Origin of the sequence: Parabacteroides sp. AF21-43 (assembly GCF_003635435.1) — a bacterium.
GTDB lineage: Bacteria > Bacteroidota > Bacteroidia > Bacteroidales > Tannerellaceae > Parabacteroides > Parabacteroides distasonis.
The window spans coordinates 1,258-22,276 of the sequence record NZ_QTMG01000009.1 but is presented as its reverse complement, the minus strand read 5'-3'; the positions used below and the strand labels follow the sequence as shown (position 1 = coordinate 22,276).

The window sequence follows — 21,019 nt, the reverse complement described above, 5'->3', positions numbered from 1 at the left end:
TTATGTATACGATAGCGATAGATTTAGGGGGGACGGTCGTAAAGATCGGACTATTGTCTGATGGTGAGATCGTAGACTGTGTGAGATTACCTTCCCGTCTGGCTCTGGGATTAGCTCCGAACTTACCTAAGATAAAGGAGGCGATTGATCGGTTGTTGGCCGCTTGGCGTATTGATGTGGCTGCGCTTCGTTGTATCGGCCTGGCTTTTCCCGGGCTGGTAGATCCAATTCATAACCGGGTAATCTCTACGAATGAGAAGTATGATGATGCCTGTTCGATCAGTCTGGATAAATGGGCATGGGAGAATTGGGAAGTTCCTTTCTGCATGGATAATGACGCTCGTTTGGCCGTAGCCGGAGAATGGTGGCAGGGTGCGGCCCGGGGAAAGAACAATGTAGTCATGATGACAATCGGAACCGGTATCGGTACGGGAGTCGTGATTGATGGACGGCTCCTGTATGGACAGCATTTTCAAGCGGGTTCTTTGGGTGGGCATTTTGTGCTGGATTATAAGGGCCGTCGGTGTTCATGCGGGAATAACGGCTGTGTAGAAGCTCTGTCTTCCTCTTTCTTCTTACCGACCATTGTCAGGGAGCATGCCCTTTTATCGGAATCGTTTAAACGAGATGCGGATGTCTATGATTTCAAGCGCATTTTTAGGTTAGCGCAGGAGGGGGATGAAGATGCTTTATTAATTAGGAATGAATGTATGGATATCTGGGCGTCGGCGATAATAACCTATATACATGCTTATGATCCGGAAGTCGTGATTCTAGGTGGGGGGATTTTAAAAAGCCAAGAGGTGATTATCCCTTATATCAGCAAACGAGTGGATGAGTTGGCTTGGTGTCCTTCCGGGAAAGTCCCGATTGTGCCGGCAATCTTGGGCGATGACGCCGCTTTATTCGGTTTGGAGTATTTCATGGTAAAACAACAGCAAAATGAACGGATTTGTATTTGATAAAGGAATTGATATAACACCGGTTCAATCGCCTATGGGGTTTACCTATGGGGCGGGTGTATTTGGTCCGGAGGTCGAGATTCGCCGGCTGGAAGATATACGGGCTAGTTTGCGTGATCCTCAATGCAAGGGACCGGAGCAGGTTTACTCGATCGCTATGGATGTCGGCAAAGAAGAACATCGTGCGTTGCTGAATAAGTTACATTTGTTATTCGGGGTAGTGACATATAGTGCTGGTAAATTGGGGCAGGAGCCAGTCAGAAGTCAAGGGCATATTCATAAGATATCTCCTTATAGCGGTTGGTCTACGCCGGAGATCTATGAGATTTGGTCGGGAGAGGCGATTATTTATATGCAGGAGTATGCGGAGGATCAGCCCGGTCGATGTTATGCGGTACATGCCTTTCCGGGGGATGTAGTGATCGTTCCTCCCTATTGGGTACATGCGACGATTAGCGCGAATCCGAGATTGCCTTTGACTTTCGGAGCGTGGTGCGATAGAGATTATGGTTTTGTGTATGAGGGGGTTCGTAAACACAGGGGAATCGCTTGGTTTCCTGTATTTAATGGAAGCGATGAATTAGAATGGATCGCAAATTCGATGTACGATTCCTCTCATTTGATTTGTAAATCTCCTTCGGATTATATTTCTTTAGATATTCGGAAAGGGGTATCTATTTACAGACAATTCGAGGAAAATCCGGAGATTTTCTTATATGTGCCTAATCCGGCGTTGAAGGCGGAGGTATGGCGTGATTTCGAGCCTTGAGTTTATAGATGGATTAAATACACAAGAAAAACATGAAAAACACGAGCTATAGATATTGGATGATTTATGTAATAGCGATTGTCGCCGCTATGGGAGGACTATTGTTTGGCTTTGATACCGGCGTGATTTCCGGGGCGATTCCTTTTTTCCAGAAAGATTTTGGTATAGACGATAGTATGGTGGAGGTAGTTACTTCCTCCGGTTTGCTGGGAGCTATTCTGGGAGCGCTGTGTTGTGGTAAATTGACGGATCGCATAGGACGTAGGAAAGTCATTTTGACTTCGGCTGTTATTTTCGCTTTCGGTGCGTTAGGATCGGGTTGGGCTCCGGACATTTACCACTTGATTGCCGCCCGTTTATTCTTGGGAGTGGCTATCGGGATCTCTTCTTTTGCTGTACCTCTTTATATTGCGGAAGTTTCCCCGGCGAAGTCACGGGGGATGTTTGTCGCCATGTTCCAATTGATGATTACGATCGGGCTTCTGGTATCTTATCTTTCGGATTTGTATTTTGCGGATGAGACGTCTGTTTCATGTTGGAGGCCAATGTTTTATGTGGGGGTGATTCCCGCTATTATTTTGTTCGTGGGTATGTTGCTGGTTCCACCATCTCCAAGGTGGTTGATGTCTGTTGGCCGGGAGGAAGAGAGCCTATCCGTCTTAAAGATGGTCGAGCATCCGGATTTGGTAAATGCCTCGTTTGAGCAGATGCGGAATGAGATGCGAAAGAATGATGAGCGACAAGGATGTTTTAAGGATCTGGCCCAGCCTTGGTTACGGAATGCGTTAGTTATCGCTATCGGTATTATGTTTTTCCAGCAATTTGTAGGTATCAATACCGTGATTTATTATAGCCCTAAAATCTTTTTGATGGCCGGTTTCGATGGTGCGGTCTCTGCGATTGGGGCCTCTGTCGGGGTAGGTGTTGTCAATTTATTATTCACGTTGTTGTCTGTCTACTTTGTAGATCGGCTGGGAAGGCGTAAACTTTATTTTCTGGGGTTGAGCGGTATCGTGATTTCCTTGTTGCTACTCGCTACCTCTTTTATATTCGCCGCTCAATTAGGGGATTCTGGGAAATGGCTTTCCATCGTCCTTATTTTCTTATATGTGGGATTTTTCGCTATCAGCATCGGGCCGTTAGGTTGGTTGATTGTGTCGGAAGTGTTTCCACAAAAGCTAAGAGGGTTGGGGACTTCTCTCGGCTCGTTGTCCGTATGGTTTTTCAATGCGATCGTATCGTTTACTTTCTTCAAGATATTGAAGGTGTTTTCAATATCGGGAACCGAATTAACGATCAATGGCGAAAGCCAAGGGAATCCGGCGGGAGCGTTCTTATTTTATGCGTTCATTGGAATTGTGGCGATTATTTGGGGATATTTCTATGTACCGGAAACGAAAGGAGTTTCATTGGAGAAGATCGAGGCTTTTTGGAGAAAAGGAGGACACCCGAAAGATAAAATAATATAATATGGATAGAAGAGTATTTATTAGACAAACAGCAGTTGCGGCATTAGGCGGCTTAGTGGCTTTTGATTTATCAAAGGCATCAGCTAAAAGTGAAATGGCTTTTGCCGGGAAAGGAGAAATCTCGCCCCGGGCAATCACCATGTGGGATTTTTCTTGGTTGGAGAGGCGTTGGCCCGGAGCCGGTTATGAGGACTGGGACCAAGTATTGGACGAGCTCTCGGAACGGGGGTATAATGCGATACGTATTGATGCTTATCCTCATTTAATAGCGGAGAATCCAATGAAGAAATGGTTACTTAAAGAAGTTTGGAATCAGCAAGATTGGGGAAGTCCGGATATGAATGAGGTACAAGTTCAACCGAATTTGAACTTGTTCTTGTCGAAATGTAAGGAGCGGGATATTAAGGTCGGGCTTTCTTCTTGGTATCGTCTCGATGTGGATGAGGTTTGCCTGAAATTGGATACACCGGAGAAATTGGCGGATTGCTGGCTGACAACCCTTCGTTCGATCGAAGAAGAGGGGCTATTGGATACGATCCTTTATGTGGATCTTTGCAATGAATGGCCCGGTGATTCATGGGCTCCTTTTTTCGCTAAGACATATCCGAATGTCGGTTGGGGGAATTGGTATAAGGAGGAATCCTTACGATGGATGAAAACCTCGTTGGGGAAGATGCGACAAGTATATCCGGATATGCCATTCTTATATTCTTTTGATCATGGGGATGTCAAGAAATATGAAGAGGTGGATTGCTCTTTTCTTGATTTGTATGAGCATCATATTTGGATGGCCCAACAGAATGGTGGAGAATTTTATAAGCTGGTGGGATATGGCTACAATCGTTTTTCACCGGATGATTATAAGAATGTGGTGAAAAATGCGGAACGGGTTTATCGGGAAAGACCTGAATATTGGCAGAAATTGTTGACTGATAAGATCGAGCTTATGGCTTCCGTGGCCCGGAAGAATCGCCGTCCTCTCGTTACGACAGAATGTTGGGGATTGGTGGATTATAAGGATTGGCCTTTATTGAAATGGGATTGGATAAAGGATCTTTGCGAGTTAGGAGCTATTACGGCTGCCCGTACGGGTATGTGGGTCGGTGTAGCGACCAGTAATTTTTGCGGACCTCAGTTTGTTGGGATGTGGCGGGATGTGGAATGGCATAAACGCTTGACTTCCATCATCCGTTCTTCTCCGATTGATGCGTCTCTCATGAAGAATAATGAGGTAGCGGCCAAATTGTTGAAACGACTTTAATCTTGGGATGGTATGTATTACGATCATTCTTATATTTTGATAAGATTCTAAAAGCAGGAGGTAAATTTCTATAAAGTTTATGTCTTTAATAATTGTAACTTGCCTTCGTGAAAGAGTTAAATAAATCGGATGTCATGAAAAGAATAATTTTAATTATGTGTTGTTTCCTATCTGTATTCGCTTGGGCCGATGATGGGAGGACAACGATCTCATTAAATGGGGAATGGGATTTCGATCAAACGGAACTGGCTTTTCCTCCACGGAAATATACCCGTAAGATACCGGTTCCGGGATTGGTGCATTTAGCGAGGCCTAAAATCTCTCAATACGAGAAATTCTTTAAGAAACCTGACGGCGTGGAGCTGGTGGAACAGTTTAATTTCTTAGAGAGAGATTATACGCCGATGTATAATTGGTATAAGCGGAAAGTATTTATCGATGAGAAATTTAAGGATGAGCAATTATTCCTTACGATAAAGAAAAGCCAATATGTTACACGAGTCTTCGTGAATAGGCATGAAGTGGGGGCTTCTATGGAATGCTATACTCCAATGGATTTTAATATTACGAGTGCCGTAAAATATGGTTCGGACAATGAGATATTGATTCAGGTGGGCGACCGGGCGTGGTTGCCTAGCGAGGCCGCCGGCGGAACGGATAAGGAGAAAGTCCATTACCTACCCGGAATCTGGGATGACGTGTTCATTACGGCTACTGGTAAGATGCGGGTCGATAAAGTTTTATTCCTGCCTTCTCTGGCTAAAGGATTGGTGACAGTTAAGACCTTGGTGAGAAGTTTGTATCCACCCCAAATGTTGTATGGGGATAAAATGAAGGATTCTTGTAAGATTGAGTACTGTGTCAAGGAGAAGACTACAGGGAGGATAGTAGGAAAGAAAATGATTGAAGGTGAGGCTAAGCGGGATAATAGGACTTATTTCGAAACGAGTATCTCTTTGGATAATCCGAAGGCTTGGACTCCTGATTCCCCTTTCTTGTACGAAGGTGAGGTCTCGGTGTATGACCAAGATGAGCTTGTAGATCGTTATTCCGTGAACTTCGGTATGCGTGATTTTTCGAGAAAAGGTAAATTCTTTACGCTTAATGGGGATAAATTCTACTTACGAGGCTCCAATATCACGCTTCAACGTTTCTTTGAGGACCCGGATTGTCAAGCGTTGGCTTGGGACCGGGAATGGGTGAAGAAGCTGATGGTAGACCTGCCAAAGTCAATCGATTGGAACGCTATGCGAATATGTGTAGGAATTGTACCTGACTTCTGGTATGACCTTTGCGACGAGTATGGTATCGTATTACAGAATGAGTGGCTATATTGGCAAAATCATGGATGGGATGAACAGGTACGTAAGGAGTATACGAATTGGGTATGGAGCGATGGGAATCATCCCAGTATCGTGATCTGGGATGCGATCAATGAGAACTGGGACAGTTATATAGGAAATACGCTGATTCCCAAACTAAAGGAATTAGACCCGACCCGGATCTGGGATGCCGGTTACATGACATCAGATCAGATGGGGACGAACGATGAGATGGATGAGCCACACCCTTATCGTGCGCTTACGTTGATGCATTCCAGCGAACTGAACGACTATTTCAAAAACAATCCCTATAACTTAGGTGCATTGCATGAGAATTGGGTAGGTTTCTCTTCTATACTAGATGCGGGCGTTCCTCAGTTGGTGAATGAGTACGGATGGATTTGGTTATGGCGTGATGGACGGCCCTCGAAATTGACACTTAACAATTACAATTACTATCTTGGCGAGAATGCCACTCCGGAACAATGTCGTGAATTGCAGGCATATTGGTTGGAACTTGAGACGGAATGGCTGCGTTCGGAACGTTCGGTAGGCGGAATCTTGGCTTTTTGTCATTTGACCAATAATTATGGTTTCACGGGAGATTGGTTCATCAATGATATCAAGGATTTGGAACCTTCACCGGCTTTCCGCTGGTTCAAGCATTGTTTCGCCCCCTCGGCAGTCTTTATCGATTTAGCGGATCGTCGTTATACCAAACATCTCGAGCCCTTGAAACCGGGTAGTGATTTAGTATTCAACTTGGTAGGGGTGAACGACTTGAATAAGGAGTCGTCTGGAAAAGTTCTCTTGAAACTACTAGACGAGAAAGGAACTATTATTTCGACACAAGAAGAGTCTATTGTGATTGAACCTTTTGGCAAGCGGCTTCAACCTTGCCTTCTGAAATTGCCCTCAAAATCAGGAGGCTATCTTCTGATAGCCGAGTATCATGAGAAGGGGAGGGCGAAACCAGTACTTAGTCGCCGTTATCTAAAAGTAGGCGATGCGGTAACCTCTTTCAAGGATTACTTTGAGTATACATTAAATTAGTTAGGTTAGCTTTTATATCCAATTTCCTACGGCGGCACTCCTCGTGAGTGCTGTCGAGGGGAATGCTACCCCTTTTTTGAAAATACTCAGAGTCCGACTAACCAAAAAGTAATGTTAGGAATATTGTTTAAACCTTTAAATTCGAATAGTTTATGAAAAAGAAAAGTAAGGATCAGCGATGGCGTTGGATATGTGTCGGGTCATTATTGCTCGCTTCCTTAAATGGCAATCTGGAGGCAAGCGGCCTTTCCCATCCTAATGTAAATCCGGTGGAAGTTTCTCAAGCGACAAGAAAATTGCGAGGAACGATCTTGGATACAAATGGAACTCCGGTTATCGGTGCGAGTATTTCCGTAAAAGGAACTACTACCGGTACGATCTCTGACATGAATGGCGTATTTACGCTAGATGTGAAAAATGGCGATGTATTAGAAATCTCGTTTATAGGCTATCTCTCCCATACGGTTAAGGTCGGTACGCAGACTGATTTACAGATTGTCTTGAAAGAGGACACGCAAGCCTTGGATGAGGTGGTAGTGGTTGGTTATGGCGTTCAGAAGAAGAGCGTGATGACAGCGGCCATCAGTCGTGTCACCTCCGATGATTTGGAGAAGCTGACGCCGACCCGGGTAGAGGATGTGTTACGAGGAAAAGTCTCGGGAGTAAGCATTATGCAGAATTCCGGACAACCGGGAGCCGAGTCGAGAGTCCGTATCCGTGGTACAGGAACTATCAATGATAGTAACCCTCTGTATATTGTGGACGGAATGCCACTTGAAGGAGGTGTCGATTATCTGAATCCGCAGGATATACAATCTATCGAGGTCTTAAAAGATGCCGCTTCTGCCGCTATCTACGGTTCGCGTGCGGCTAATGGTGTTATTCTGGTTACGACAAAGAGCGGGAAAAAAGGAAAAGCGGTTGTCAATTATGATTTCTCTATCGGTTGGCAAAATCCTTGGCGAAAAATGTCGGTCTTGAATGCCACCGAATATGAGACAATAATGAATGAGGCTTACGTGAATGCCGGGATGGACCCTATTTACGATGATCCTTCGAAAGCAGGTGTAGGGACGAACTGGCAGAATGAGATTTATAACGAGAATGCCCCGATCATGAATCATCAAGCGAGCATCAGTGGGGGTGGTGATAAGGGAAGCTATTTCCTCTCTTTTGGTTATTTAGATCAAGAAGGAATTGTTGGAGGAAAAGATAAGTCGGATTATAAACGATATAGCTTACGTTTCAACAATACCTATAATGTGTTTGAGAATAAGGCGAATAAATTTTTCCGTAGTTTCAAGGTCGGTACGAACCTAGGATATACACGGATCATATCCAAAGGTATTTCGGAGAATGACAACTTCTCCGGCCCGTTAGCAAGTGCGGTGATGACTCCACCGAACGAATCGGTCTATCTGGAGAATCCTTCGGCGGAAGATCTCGCTTATTACGAGAAAAATTATCCCGGCTATGTCAAGGATGATGAAGGCCGCATCTATAACGTGATCGAGAATCAAGAGATCGTGAATCCGGTCGCTATGATGCAGACCTTAAACAATAACAAGGACTGGGATAAATTTGTAGGTTCTGTTTGGGGTGAATTGGAAGTATTCGAGAATCTTACGTTTAAGACCTCTCTCTCCACGGATATGGCTTTTTGGGGCGAAAGGAATTGGTTCCCAGTTAGCTATTTGTGTTATATGGTCAAGACTGAGAAATCGAGGGTGGAGCAAACGATGAATCGTGGCATGAAGCTTCTTTGGGAGAATACGTTGAGTTATAAACGTTCGATCGATAAACATAATTTCGCCGTTTTACTGGGAACCTCTATGGAACGGTATGATAGTAAAAAGGTAAAGGGAACAGCATTGAATTTACGAGCGGAAGATGATCATAAAGCATGGATCGATTTTACCAATAGTGCCTCTCCCGGCGATCAGCATTCGGAAGGTGGTGCGACAGAGCATCGGATGGCGTCCGTTTTCGGACGATTAAACTATAATTATGACGAAAGGTATATGCTAGAGTTAACCCTTCGTCGGGACGGTTCCTCTAACTTCGGCCGGAATAATCAATATGCTTATTTCCCTTCCGTCTCCGCAGGCTGGACGTTGACTAACGAGCCTTTCATGGAAAATAAACCGGGATGGCTCGACTTTCTGAAAGTGCGCGGGAGCTGGGGCCAGAACGGAAATGAAAAAATCGGATCGTTTGGATATACTACGACAATGACCGGAGGAAATAACTATAGTTTCGGGGCTGGCTCGAACGGTGTCATCCATAGCGGAACAAAACCTACTTCTTTGGCCAATCCTGATTTGCGTTGGGAAACCTCGGAGCAATTGGACTTTGGATTTGATTCCCGCTTCTTTAATAACTCCCTTTCTTTTAGTTTTGATTGGTTCAAGAAAGATACAAAAGACATGTTGATGGAGCGTCCGATACCCCTATATGTGGGAAGTGGCTCGCCTTTGTCGAATGTCGGGACATTGACCAACCAAGGTATCGAGCTTGAAGTCGGTTATAAATTAAGTGTAGATAAAGTGAATCTATCTTTCTTGGCGAATGCTTCTTATGTGAAGAATGAGATCAAGAATCTGGGAAATCAAACAGGATATATCGATAAGGAGAGTTTACCGACTTTAGGTACGGTATCAAGGAACCAAAATGGTTATCCGATCGGTTATTTCTTCGGATATAAGGCGATTGGGGTTTTCCAGACACAAGAGGAGATCGATAACTATATCAGTCCTGCTACCGGTAAGCCTATACAACCGAATGCGGTACCCGGTGATACGAAATTTGAGGATTTGAATGGAGACGGCGTGATCAGCGATGATAACGAGGACCGTACGATGATAGGCAAACCTAATCCGGATTGGATGGTTGGACTTACTGTTGCGGCTGATTGGAATGGCTTTGATTTAAGTGCCTTTTTCCAAGGTTCTTTCGGGGCGGATGTTTTCGATGCGTTACGCCGTTATGAGTTGGCGGCGGTCAATTATACGTCGGATGCTTTGGAAAGATGGACAGGACCGGGCACCTCCAATTCGATGCCAAGGATTGTCTTGGGTGATACGCCTAAGAACTTCCGTCCGTCTACTTTGTTGGTTCACGATGCTTCTTTCTTGCGCTTACGTAATTTACAGGTAGGTTATACGCTGCCGGCCCAGTTGACCCGAAAAGCTTATATACAACGCTTGAGGTTTTATGCGTCGTTCGATAATTTGTTGACTATTACGGGATACAAGGGAATGGATCCGGAAATCGGTTCGACAATGGGTATAGATAAGGGTGTATATCCTCAAGCCCGGGTTTATACATTTGGATTGAATTTGACATTTTAATCATTAAAATTAGTGTTATGAATAAATATATTTATCTGCTAGCCGTTGTATTCGGACTAAGTGGCTGCAATGATTTTTTGGAGTTGTCTCCGACGAATAAGGTTATCGAAACGGATTATTACAAGACACAGGAGGATTTGACCGAGGCATTGGTCGCTGCCTATGACCCGTTGAAATGGAACGCTTATAATGCGTATAGCTCTTATGAACTGGTAAGTAATATCATGTCGGATGATGCGGAGACCGGTGGATCGACGGTATCGGATCAACCGCAGTTGCAGCGAGTGAATGATTTTACCAATTGGGTGACACCGACAAACTTACCCGAGGGTTTATGGGGGCGTTCGTATGAGGGTGTGAACCGTGCGAATATCGTGATAGAGAAATGCCCTCTTCTTCCGGAGGGGACGATGTCGGAGGAGCTTCGTGATCGTTATGTGGCTGAGGCTCATTTCTTGCGTGTATTTTATTATTTCCAGTTGTGGCGTTTCTTTGGATACATACCGTATTACGAGACGAATTTGGGATTGGATGATATAACAACTGTCCCTCAGTTACAGCCGGATGAGGTCTATGCGAAATTAATCGAGGATTTAGATAATAATGTTATTGGGAAGTTACCTAAGATAGTCCCGGCTAATGAGAAAGGACGAGCTACGAATGGTGCCGCTATCGCGATGAAAGCACGTATCGTTTTATATCAGAATGATGATACTAAAATGAAGGAGATCGCCAGCCAATTGAAAGAACTAATTACCGATCCTGCCTATCAATATGATTTGATCCCGGATTATAAAGTTCTTTTTGATGATGAGTATGAATGGTGCAAAGAATCTGTTTTTGAAGTCAATTATACGGAAATCGGGAACTCGAATGATTGGGCAGGCAAGGCTAATCAAGGTAACTCCGATATAATAATGCTAGGAGCCAGAGGTTTGAAAGATCCTAATAATGTATATGTGGAAGGTTGGGGTTTTGCGCCTGTAACAAAAGCATTGAATGATGCGTTTTTACCAAATGATCCTAGAAAGTGGACAACAATCATAGATCATGAGGAGTTTAGAGCGGAAGGCGGGACGGTTAGCTCGGATGTGAATCAATATACAGGATATAGCGTACGCAAATATCATCCTCGTGCGGGGTATTCTTCTACGGTTGGCACGGAAGCGCTGAATTATAAGAACAATTACCGTGTAATTCGTTTCTCCGACGTATTATTGATGGCATCGGAAGCTTTGTTGAGAAGTGGAGGTAGCGTAGGCGAGGCACAGGATTATTATGCGAGAGTCGTTAAACGTGCGATGGGGGATGATTATAAGGTTCCGGCGGTTTCATTGGATAATATCTATAAGGAACGCCGTTATGAGTTTGCGATGGAAGGTATTCGTTATTGGGATTTAGTACGTACGAACCAAGCAAAAGATTTTATCAAAGGCTGGGATGATACAAAGAAATACTTGCCGATTCCTCAGTCGGAGATTGATAAGTCGGATGGCCATTTGGTACAGAATCCTCATTTCTAAGAATTGAGCTGTATTTACATTTGTTCATTTTAGGAGAACCTGATAGCTTTTAATTTGTTGATAATTAGATATGGATGTGTGATCATTTGTCCACATCCATGTTTTTTGTCTTTAAGTAAATAGTTTAAATCGATAAAATATGAGATTAAAATAGAGTAATAACGGTACACGAATACCCATTTGCGACCGCTTACGATCCCGTTCGTTGGCTATTCACTTACGGATCCAAAAAGAAGGACATTTCTTTTTAGATGGGATAAGCTTGTATTCCAGATCTTTTTATGTACATTTGAAGCCACCCAATAGTGGGGTAACTAAAACATGATATGACTATGGAAAAGAAAACAGAAAAAGAGGAGAAGTATATGAAGGAATTACAAGATCGATATATCCGTTTCGACTGGGCCATCAAACGCCTACTCCGGCAAAAAGCGAATTTCGGAGTGCTAGAAGGCTTTCTTACCGTGTTCTTGGGCGAGCAGATCAAGATTGAGGAGATATTGGAGAGTGAGGGATACCAGCAAATGGCCGATGAAAAATTCAATCGGGTGGATATCAAGGCTAAGAACACAAAGGGAGATATCATCCTTATCGAGATCCAGAATACCCGCGAGCTTTATTATTTGGAACGTGTGCTTTATGGCGTGGCGAAGGCCGTCACCGAACATCTTCATTTGGGACAGGACTATTCCGGGGTGAAAAAGGTCTATTCTATCAGTATCCTTTATTTTGATATAGGCGTAGGAACCGATTATCTGTATCACGGGCAGAACCAATTTGTCGGCGTGCATACCCATGATCATTTACAGGTAAATACCAAGGAGAGGGGTGCGATCGTCAAGCGTCTTCCCTCGGAGATCTTTCCGGAGTATATATTGGTCCGGGTGAATGAGTTTGATAAGGTGGCCGTGACCCCCTTGGAGGAATGGGTGCGATACTTGAAAGATGGGATCATAACTTCCGGAACGACAGCCCCTGGCTTGGAAGAGGCACGAGAGAAATTACGCTATTACTCAATGTCTCCCGAGGAACGTTATGCTTATGACGAACATCTGAATGCGATTATGATCCAGAATGACGTGTTGAGCACTGCTAAGTTTGAAGGACGGGAAGAAGGATTAGCAGAAGGATTAGCAGAAGGCAGAGAAGAAGGACTAATAGAAGGTCGAGAAGAAGGCCGTGTGGAAGAACGTCTAGAAACAGCTCGGCGTATGCGGTCTGATGGGCTTTCGATGGAAATGGTCGTGCGTTATACTGGTTTGTCAGAGGAGGAAATAAATAATTTATGACATCCTTGAGGCTTTGCTAGCGGAGTAGGATCGGTTCTTTTAAGTTCTTGGCCTGCTCCTCGGATGATGTTCCAGTATCTCTTTGCGAAGGAATTCCCGGTCGATATGTGTATATATCTCGGTGGTGGTGATTTTCTCATGCCCCAGCATCTCTTGGATAGCGCGTAAGTTGGCGCCTCCTTCCAGCAAGTGGGTGGCGAAAGAATGACGGAAGGTATGGGGACTTACGTTTTTATGGATACCGGCGGCCTCCGTCTGTTGCTTGATGATATGAAATACCATGATACGGGAGAGGGCCGTTCCTCGCCGGCTTAGAAATAAAATATCCTCGAAGCCTTTTTTAACCACGACCGAATTCCGGTCATACAGATAGTTTTTAATTTCCCGCAAAGCAACTTCGGAGATAGGAACAAGCCGTTGTTTGCTTCCTTTACCCTCTACCCGGATGAAACCTTCCTTGGGATATATATCCGAATAACGCAGGCCAGTAAGCTCCGATACGCGCAGTCCACAACTATATAAAACCTCCAGCATCGCACGGTTCCGCTGTCCCTCGGGAAGCGTGAGGTCTATCGTGTCGAGAATGCTATTTATCTCGTTGACGGTTAATACTTCCGGCAGCTTCAATCCGATCTTGGGAGACTCTAACAATTCGGTCGGATCATTTGTTATATAATTGTCAAGCAATAAGAAACGATAGAACGATTTGATACCCGAGATGATGCGTGCTTGCGATCGGGGATGGATACCGATGTCACGTAATTGGGCGATGAACTGTTGCAAGTCGTCGTAGCTGATCTCCTTAACGTCCTTTTTCTCATCCTCTGCGAAACGTAGCAATTTGTCAAGATCTGTCAAATAGGCGTCGATGGAGTTGGCTGAGAGCGATTTTTCTAATCGTAAATAGGTGTTATATCGGTTTATTATATCTTTTCCTTGTCGCATTGTCGGTATGTCGTTATGAATGTGTCAAATAAAATCCTTACCTTTGCCGGATAATTCCGGCCTCAACGGGCGGTACAAAGGTAATAAACTTACAATTAAGAATGAAGAAGATTCAGATCATCAATGGCCCTAATTTGAATCTGTTGGGCAAGCGAGAACCGACAGTATACGGAAATGCCTCGTTCGAGGACTATTTGAGCGAGTTACGTGCCCACTTTCCTCAGTGTGAGATATCTTATTATCAAAGTAATGTGGAAGGAGAGATAATTAACAAGATCCATGAGGTGGGTTTTGAATATGACGGTATCGTGTTGAACGCCGGCGCTTATACGCATACTTCCATTGCGTTGTACGATGCTATCAAGGCGGTTACTACGCCAGTCGTGGAGGTGCATATCTCGAATGTGCATGCCCGTGAATCGTTTCGTCATGTGTCGATGATATCGGCGGCATGCAGGGGAGTGATTCTTGGGTTTGGGCTGGATTCGTATCGGTTGGCGATCGAATCGTTTATGTGATAGAAGGTTTAGAAGGTTATCAAATAGAATTAATAATTAGGTTATAATAATTTAAGGTATATGTTAAAGCATACGAAGATTGTTGCTACAGTTTCCGACCAGCGCTGCGACGTTGCGTTCGTTGAGGCGTTATATAAAGCGGGAATGAATGTGGTGCGCCTGAATACGGCTCACATGATGGAAGAGGGGTTGACCCGTGTGGTAAATAACGTCCGTACCGTATCCGACCGTATCGGTATCTTGATGGATACGAAGGGGCCGGAAGTACGTACCACGACGACGGTAAACAAGGAACCGATCCCTTTCAAGACTGGAGAGATCGTGAAGGTAATCGGTAATCCCGATCAGGAAACTTCGCATGATTGTATTTGTGTGTCATATAAGAATTTCGTGAACGACTTGGCGATTGGCAGCGACATCCTTATCGATGATGGTGATCTGGAAATGAAGGTTACCGGGAAATCCGGCGATTGTTTGCTTTGCGAGATCCAGAATGACGCTACGCTAGGTAGCCGCAAGAGCGTGAATGTGCCGGGCGTACGTATCAATTTGCCTTCGTTGACTGAGAAAGACCGTAATAATATCCTTTGGGCGATCGATCATGATCTCGATTTTATCGCTCACTCATTTGTTCGCAACAAACAGGACGTATTGGATATCCAACGTATCTTGGACGAGCGTAACAGCCCTATCAAGATTATCGCTAAGATCGAGAATCAAGAGGGTGTAGACAATATCGAGGAGATTTTGGAAGTGGCTTATGGCGTCATGATCGCTCGTGGTGACTTGGGTATCGAGGTTCCGGCCGAGAAGATCCCGGGTATCCAGCGTATGCTGATCCGTAAATGCGTGGAGGTGAAGAAGCCGGTTATCGTGGCTACGCAAATGCTTCATTCCATGATTAATAATCCTCGTCCTACTCGTGCCGAGGTTACGGATATCGCCAACGCTATTTATTATCGTACGGATGCTTTGATGTTAAGCGGTGAGACGGCTTATGGAAAATATCCGATCGAGGCGGTACAGACCATGACGAAAGTGGCTCGTGAAGCCGAGAAGACCAAGCTTTCCGCGAATGATATCCGTGTGCCGATCGAGGGGAATGATTTAGACGTGACTTCTTTCTTGGCGAAACAAGCCGTTAAGTCTTCTTCTAAATTACATGTAAAGGCGATTATCACGGATAGTTACACGGGTCGTACGGCACGTTATCTGGCCGCTTTCCGCGGAACCTCTACTGTGTTCGCTATATGCTATAATCCTCGTGTGATGCGTATGTTGGGTCTTTCTTATGGGGTATGGGCGGTTCATCAGCCGTACAACGACAGTCGTAGGGGATATTTCTATGATGCGTTGAACCAGCTGATCCATAGCGGACGTATCACTCGCAACGATATGGTAGCGTATTTGAGCGGTAGCTTCGGCGAAGGTGGCGGTACCAGCTTTTTGGAGATTAACAACGTAGGAAAGGTGCTGGATGCCGGCACGCAATATCAGTTGCCTACTTTTAAAGAGTAAGAGGAATGTTTACGGGCGAGATTGATGCGTATATTCTTTCTCATATAGATGAAGAAGGGGATTTGCTGTCGGCGTTGAATCGCGACGCCAATGTGAACCTTCTCCGTCCGCGTATGCTATCCGGGCATTTGCAGGGTAGGATATTGAAGATGTTTTGCCGGATGATTCGTCCGAGAAGAGTCTTGGAGATCGGGACTTATACGTCTTATGCCACTTTGTGTATGGCGGAAGGCATGGAAGAGGGGGCGTTGATCCATACGATTGAGATCAATGACGAGATGGAGGATTTTATCATGAAATATCTTTCCCGCTCGCTACATAAGGACAAGATAAAAGTCCATTTTGGGGATGCGATGGAGATTATCCCCCGTTTGGATGAGACGTTCGATATGGTTTTTATCGATGCCGACAAACGCCTGTATTCCGAGTATTATGATTTGGTATTCCCGATGGTCCGTCCGGGCGGCTTGATTCTCGCGGATAATACGCTTTGGGACGGTAAAGTGGTAGAAGAAGTGCATCCTTCCGATAAACAAACGAAGGGAATACTGGTTTTTAATGAAAAGGTTAAGCAAGACGATCGGGTAGAGAAGGTGATCCTCCCTTTACGTGACGGCTTGACGATGATCTGGAAAAAGTAAATAATAAAGCGTATGGAAAGTACTAGATTACAAAAGATCGAACGCCTTCTTCAGAAGGAGTTGAGTGATATATTTCAGAAGCAGACGCAAGGAATGCATGGCGTATTGGTCTCTGTCAGCGTAGTTCGTGTAAGTCCGGATTTAAGTGTGGCGAGAGCTTATTTAAGCATTTTCCCGTCGGATAAATCGCAAAAGCTATTGGAGGCTATACGGAGCAATACGAAAGCGATCCGTTTTGATTTGGGGCAACGTATTCGTTTGCAGGTTCGTAAGATTCCTGAATTGAGCTTCTTTATAGACGATTCATTGGATTATATCGAGAATATCGACAATCTTTTGCATAAGTAATCAGAGGAGCCTTGAATCTTCCGTTCTATATAGCCCGGCGATATCTCTTTTCGAAGAAGTCGCACAATGCCATAAATATCATATCGATGGTATCGGTATGCGGGGTTGTTGTCGCCACGATCGCCTTAGTATGCGCCTTGTCGGTCTATAATGGTTTCAACGATTTGGTATCTTCTCTCTTCAGCAATTTTGATCCGGAGTTGAAGATCATGCCCCGGAAAGGGAAGGTTTTCGACCCGACCTCGGAAGAGATACGTAAGGTGAGGGAATTGCCCGGCATTGTTTGTTTTAGTGAGGTATTGCAGGACAATGCCTTGGTCCGTTATCGAGATCGTCAGGGTGTAGCTACCTTGAAAGGTGTAGACGAGCAATATGAGAAACTGGCGCAGATCGATAGTATCTTGATCGATGGAAAGTTCCTTCTGAATGACGAGGTAGCGAATTACGCGAATATGGGGATCGGATTGGCTTTCTCGCTAGGAATAAACGCAGGCTTTGTCTCTCCGCTGGAGATCTACGCTCCGAAGCGGGAGGAGAAGGTGAACATGGCGAATCCGGCTTCTTCTTTCAATTTGGAATATGCTTATATCGGTGCTGTCTTTCGTACGGACCAACAGGTTTACGATGATTCATATATGATCGTGCCTTTGTCATTGGCCCGTTCTTTATTTAATTATGATAAAGAAGTGACAGCGGTGGAATTGAAGGTGAAAGATAGCGGAGATATCGCTCCGGTAAAGAAAGAGATTCAACGTATCCTAGGTGATCAATATATCGTGCAAGACCGTTTTGAGCAACAAGAGGCTTCTTTCAAGATGATGCAAGTCGAGAAATGGATGACCTTCTTGATCCTTACTTTTATATTGGCGATCGCCTTATTCAACGTGGTGGGTTCTTTATCCATGTTGATGATCGAGAAACAGGAGGATGTGAGTACACTGCGTAATATGGGGGCTGATGACAGTCTGATCCGTCGGATTTTCTTGTTTGAAGGCTGGATGATCTCCGGTTTTGGAGCTTTGATCGGAGTCTTGATCGGGGTTGTACTTTGCTTGCTACAACAAGAGTTTGGCTTTATAAAACTAGGGGAAGCTGCCGGAGCGTTTATTATAGAGGCTTATCCAGTACGTGTAGTCACGGTGGATATAATAACAGTCTTTGTAACGGTATTAACGATAGGCTTTTTGGCTGCGTGGTATCCTGTACGATATCTTGCTAAGAAGTTGAAAATTGAGAATTGAGAATGAATACCGCTTGCCGATAATTCTCAATTCTCAATTCTTAATTAGTTGTATTCTTTTCCGTATTTGATTTTAGCGTCGGCTACGAATTGTTTGATACGTTGTTCGTCATCCTTCTTACAAATCAATAATACGTTTCCGGACTCAGCCACGATGCAATCTTTTAGCCCTTGGATAACGGCTAGACGTTTCGGGTTATTTAATGCGATCACATTGCCGGAGCATTCGTATAGCATTGCCTCGTTATTTTTCAATACTGCGTTCTCATTTTCGTCTTTATTCGCTAGGTCGAACAAAGATCCCCAGCTACCGAGGTCGGCCCAACCGAAATCTACACATAGCATATATACGTTGTGCGCTTTCTCCATGATACCGTAGTCGATGGATATATTTAGGCAATAAGGGAAATTCTCTTGGATGAACGCTTTTTCTTCCGGGGTATTAAATTTATCCTTACCTAGATCGAAACGGCTGCTGATATCCGGGAGATATTTAGAGAACGCTTCCAAGATCGTATTCACGTTCCAGACGAACAAGCCAGAATTCCAGAAGAATTCTCCACTTTCCATAAATACCTTTGCCAACTCGAGGTTCGGTTTTTCAGTAAAGGTCTTCACCTTGGTGAAATCATCTACTACCGTATCACTGCTTTGGATATATCCGTATCCTGTTTCCGGGCGGCTAGGCTTGATGCCCAAGGTGACCAACGCACGGTTTCTCTTCACGAAATCCAACGCCTTTTGAACGTCCCTCAAGAAAACATCCTCTTTTAAGATCAGATGGTCGGAAGGGGCTACGACAATATTGGCTTCCGGATTGCATGCCTTAATATGATAAGCCGCATAAGCGATACAAGGAGCTGTATTGCGACGAGCCGGTTCCAAAAGGATTTGTTCTTCCGCTAATTCCGGCAACTGCTCCTTGATTAAGTCCGCATAAGATTCGTTGGTAACGATGTATATATTTTCAGTAGGGATGATTTTTGCGAAGCGATCAAATGTCATTTGCAGTAAAGACCGTCCGCTCCCAAAAAAATCAAGGAATTGCTTTGGGTAACTTTCTCTACTGAAAGGCCAGAAACGGCTACCGATTCCGCCTCCCATGATGACGCAATAATTATCTTTCATGATATTGGCTGTTATTATGATTATACGTTTACAAATGTAACGAAATAATCTTTCTATGCGAAACAATCCCGTACATATTCCCACTGTGAAAAAAATATTTGAAAATTTTCACCCAAACGCTTGCGGGTTTAAAAAAAAGCTGTACCTTTGCAACGCATTTGAGAAACAAACCTACTGCTAAAGGTTAATTAAAAATGCCCAGATGGCGGAATTGGTAGACGCGCTGGTCTCAAACACCAGTGGATTCACTTCCATGCCGGTTCGATCCCGGCTCTGGGTACGAATAAACCCTGATAATCACCTGATTATCAGGGTTTTCTGCTTTTATAGGGCGTACTAAATGTGTACTGAATGACGAATACAAAGAAAAGGTGTACTTTAATAGTTTTCTTCCCCATATCTTTATAATTTCTTAACGCTTATCCTATCTTTTCTTCCTTATTATTGCCGATGTTTTCGGGAAAAGTGAGATTCTTACCTTATATTTGTAGTAAGAACGTTTAAAGGCACACGATTATGGAAAATCATATAGAAACCAATTTCAGAGAAATACAGAAGATATTAGATAGTTGTATAGCTCATGACTATAAAACTAAAGTAGATGCACTATTTTTAAAACGTGAATATTTGACGCAAGCCCAGCTAAAGGATTATTTGCGACAAGAAATTTTCCGTGTGACTGAAAATATTGTAGCCATCCAACAAAAATACCGTGTCGTGCGTAACATTGTATTGGACATGGATATTCCCGATTTTTTGTGGGAAAGTGGTTATTTTGAGGACTTGAATTCTGATGAAAGAAAAAAGTATATCGGTTTCCGCTGCTCTGATTTTGATATGGATGCATATTTGCATGAACCGTCCTGTTATGATGGGCGGCTTCCTTATTTGTCCATTATCGTTAATCTTGTCGTGCTTTCCAAATATTTGCGCTATCTGCAAGAACAGGAAAGCAATTACCATACAGATGCGGTTGCCATCCAAGAGCAAGCCTTGCCAAAAGAGAAAGAGGAAAGTGCAGATACTAATCCAACCAAGATTGTGGGCAAAAGCAATCCTTTCAAGTCCACGTTGAAAGCTAATGAAATCAAACTTCTGACCGACTGTGTGAATGAAGCGAATATGTTTACTACTACCGTCAGTGCCAAAATACTTACCGATTTTTTCAACTGCAAACTGAATGGGGTATTGAAAGTTAATAATACCCGTCTGTTAGCCTATCTTATGATGCAACTTAGCTGTTATAATTACATCGTTTATGAATGGCAGTCTGTCATAGCAAACAATAAACTGATATTGAAGAAGATAAAAGGTGAACCGCTTACACGTACTGACCTGTCGAGTGCGACAGACCAAGCGAAAAACATCTATCCGAAAGGATATGAAATCATAGACAAATACATCAAACAACTGCAAAAAGGTTGAGCATAGATTGAACGCTCAAACAAAGGTCAATTAGACTTCATTTTCAAGCTCTTAACTTTGCCCCCGTTAACAAAAAAACGAGGGTGCGCACCTTCATATTGTTTCACCTAAATTCCTAAACAATATGGAAAAAAATTTAGAGTTAAGAGTTTCCGAACTCGAAAAGATGTTGTTCCTTTCAAAGAACGTGCTTAGCTTCGATGAAGCGAGCAAGTTCTTGAACCTTTCTAAAAGTTACCTGTACAAGCTGACTTCGGG

16 protein-coding genes, 1 tRNA gene and 1 pseudogene are annotated in these 21,019 nt (G+C 43.9%); 16 read left to right on the top strand and 2 right to left on the bottom strand.

From position 1 onward, the window contains the following. The first annotated feature begins 2 nt into the window (after positions 1-2). From DWX84_RS08300 to DWX84_RS08265, 8 genes are all read left to right on the top strand, one after another. A complete protein-coding gene (locus DWX84_RS08300; RefSeq protein WP_048927042.1) occupies positions 3-962 on the top strand; it encodes an ROK family protein in 960 nt (319 codons plus the stop codon). Next, positions 943-1,731: a glucose-6-phosphate isomerase family protein gene (locus tag DWX84_RS08295; protein WP_009016584.1), complete on the top strand. Its 789-nt coding sequence runs from the start codon at positions 943-945 to the stop codon at positions 1,729-1,731. Before DWX84_RS08300 ends, DWX84_RS08295 begins: the two co-directional genes overlap by 20 nt. A gap of 32 nt (positions 1,732-1,763) precedes the next feature. Beyond that, positions 1,764-3,200: a sugar porter family MFS transporter gene (locus DWX84_RS08290; protein ID WP_009016583.1), complete on the top strand. Its 1,437-nt coding sequence runs from the start codon at positions 1,764-1,766 to the stop codon at positions 3,198-3,200. A gap of 1 nt (position 3,201) precedes the next feature. Further along, positions 3,202-4,461, top strand: a complete 1,260-nt coding sequence (locus tag DWX84_RS08285; protein WP_048927043.1) for a cellulase-like family protein — start codon at positions 3,202-3,204, stop codon at positions 4,459-4,461. A 134-nt stretch (positions 4,462-4,595) separates the two neighbouring features. Further along, complete coding sequence (locus tag DWX84_RS08280; RefSeq protein ID WP_048927044.1) at positions 4,596-6,836, top strand: glycoside hydrolase family 2 protein; 2,241 nt, start codon at positions 4,596-4,598, stop codon at positions 6,834-6,836. 152 nt (positions 6,837-6,988) lie between these two features. Beyond that, positions 6,989-10,186, top strand: a complete 3,198-nt coding sequence (locus tag DWX84_RS08275) for a TonB-dependent receptor (RefSeq protein ID WP_048927045.1) — start codon at positions 6,989-6,991, stop codon at positions 10,184-10,186. A 17-nt stretch (positions 10,187-10,203) separates the two neighbouring features. Beyond that, a complete protein-coding gene (locus DWX84_RS08270) occupies positions 10,204-11,709 on the top strand; it encodes a RagB/SusD family nutrient uptake outer membrane protein (RefSeq protein WP_048927046.1) in 1,506 nt (501 codons plus the stop codon). A gap of 332 nt (positions 11,710-12,041) precedes the next feature. Further along, a complete protein-coding gene (locus DWX84_RS08265) occupies positions 12,042-12,998 on the top strand; it encodes an Rpn family recombination-promoting nuclease/putative transposase (RefSeq protein WP_048927047.1) in 957 nt (318 codons plus the stop codon). A 39-nt stretch (positions 12,999-13,037) separates the two neighbouring features. Here DWX84_RS08265 and xerD read toward each other — a convergent pair whose 3' ends face one another. Next, positions 13,038-13,943 carry a site-specific tyrosine recombinase XerD gene (gene xerD, locus DWX84_RS08260; RefSeq protein WP_005859891.1) on the bottom strand — a complete coding sequence of 302 codons (906 nt, stop codon included), beginning with the start codon at positions 13,941-13,943 and terminating at the stop codon, positions 13,038-13,040. A 101-nt stretch (positions 13,944-14,044) separates the two neighbouring features. Here xerD and aroQ point away from each other — a divergent pair, with 101 nt between their 5' ends. The 5 genes from aroQ to DWX84_RS08235 are packed head-to-tail and all read left to right on the top strand — an operon-like array spanning position 14,045 to position 18,209. Continuing rightward, on the top strand, positions 14,045-14,461 hold the full coding sequence (gene aroQ / locus DWX84_RS08255) for a type II 3-dehydroquinate dehydratase (protein WP_048927048.1): 417 nt from the start codon (positions 14,045-14,047) through the stop codon (positions 14,459-14,461). A 60-nt stretch (positions 14,462-14,521) separates the two neighbouring features. Next, a complete protein-coding gene (pyk, locus tag DWX84_RS08250; RefSeq protein WP_005859887.1) occupies positions 14,522-15,979 on the top strand; it encodes a pyruvate kinase in 1,458 nt (485 codons plus the stop codon). Positions 15,980-15,984: 5 nt separating this feature from the next. Further along, positions 15,985-16,620, top strand: coding sequence for an O-methyltransferase (locus tag DWX84_RS08245; protein WP_005859885.1), 636 nt, complete (start codon positions 15,985-15,987; stop codon positions 16,618-16,620). A gap of 12 nt (positions 16,621-16,632) precedes the next feature. Then, on the top strand, positions 16,633-16,968 hold the full coding sequence (rbfA, locus tag DWX84_RS08240; protein ID WP_048927049.1) for a 30S ribosome-binding factor RbfA: 336 nt from the start codon (positions 16,633-16,635) through the stop codon (positions 16,966-16,968). Positions 16,969-16,979: 11 nt separating this feature from the next. Then, the gene (locus tag DWX84_RS08235; protein WP_008778805.1) at positions 16,980-18,209 is read left to right on the top strand and encodes an FtsX-like permease family protein; all 1,230 of its coding nucleotides are present in this window, start codon (positions 16,980-16,982) and stop codon (positions 18,207-18,209) included. 44 nt (positions 18,210-18,253) lie between these two features. On the opposite strand, the gene DWX84_RS08230 is transcribed toward DWX84_RS08235, so the two are convergent. Next, complete coding sequence (locus tag DWX84_RS08230) at positions 18,254-19,336, bottom strand: mannose-1-phosphate guanylyltransferase (protein ID WP_009016577.1); 1,083 nt, start codon at positions 19,334-19,336, stop codon at positions 18,254-18,256. Positions 19,337-19,532: 196 nt separating this feature from the next. Here DWX84_RS08230 and DWX84_RS08225 point away from each other — a divergent pair. The 3 genes and pseudogenes from DWX84_RS08225 to DWX84_RS08215 all read left to right on the top strand — a co-directional run. Next, positions 19,533-19,616, top strand: a tRNA-Leu gene (locus tag DWX84_RS08225). Positions 19,617-19,852: 236 nt separating this feature from the next. After that, positions 19,853-20,761 carry a hypothetical protein gene (locus DWX84_RS08220; RefSeq protein ID WP_007479974.1) on the top strand — a complete coding sequence of 303 codons (909 nt, stop codon included), beginning with the start codon at positions 19,853-19,855 and terminating at the stop codon, positions 20,759-20,761. 124 nt (positions 20,762-20,885) lie between these two features. Next, positions 20,886-21,019: pseudogene (locus DWX84_RS08215) on the top strand (DNA-binding protein); the annotation flags it as partial.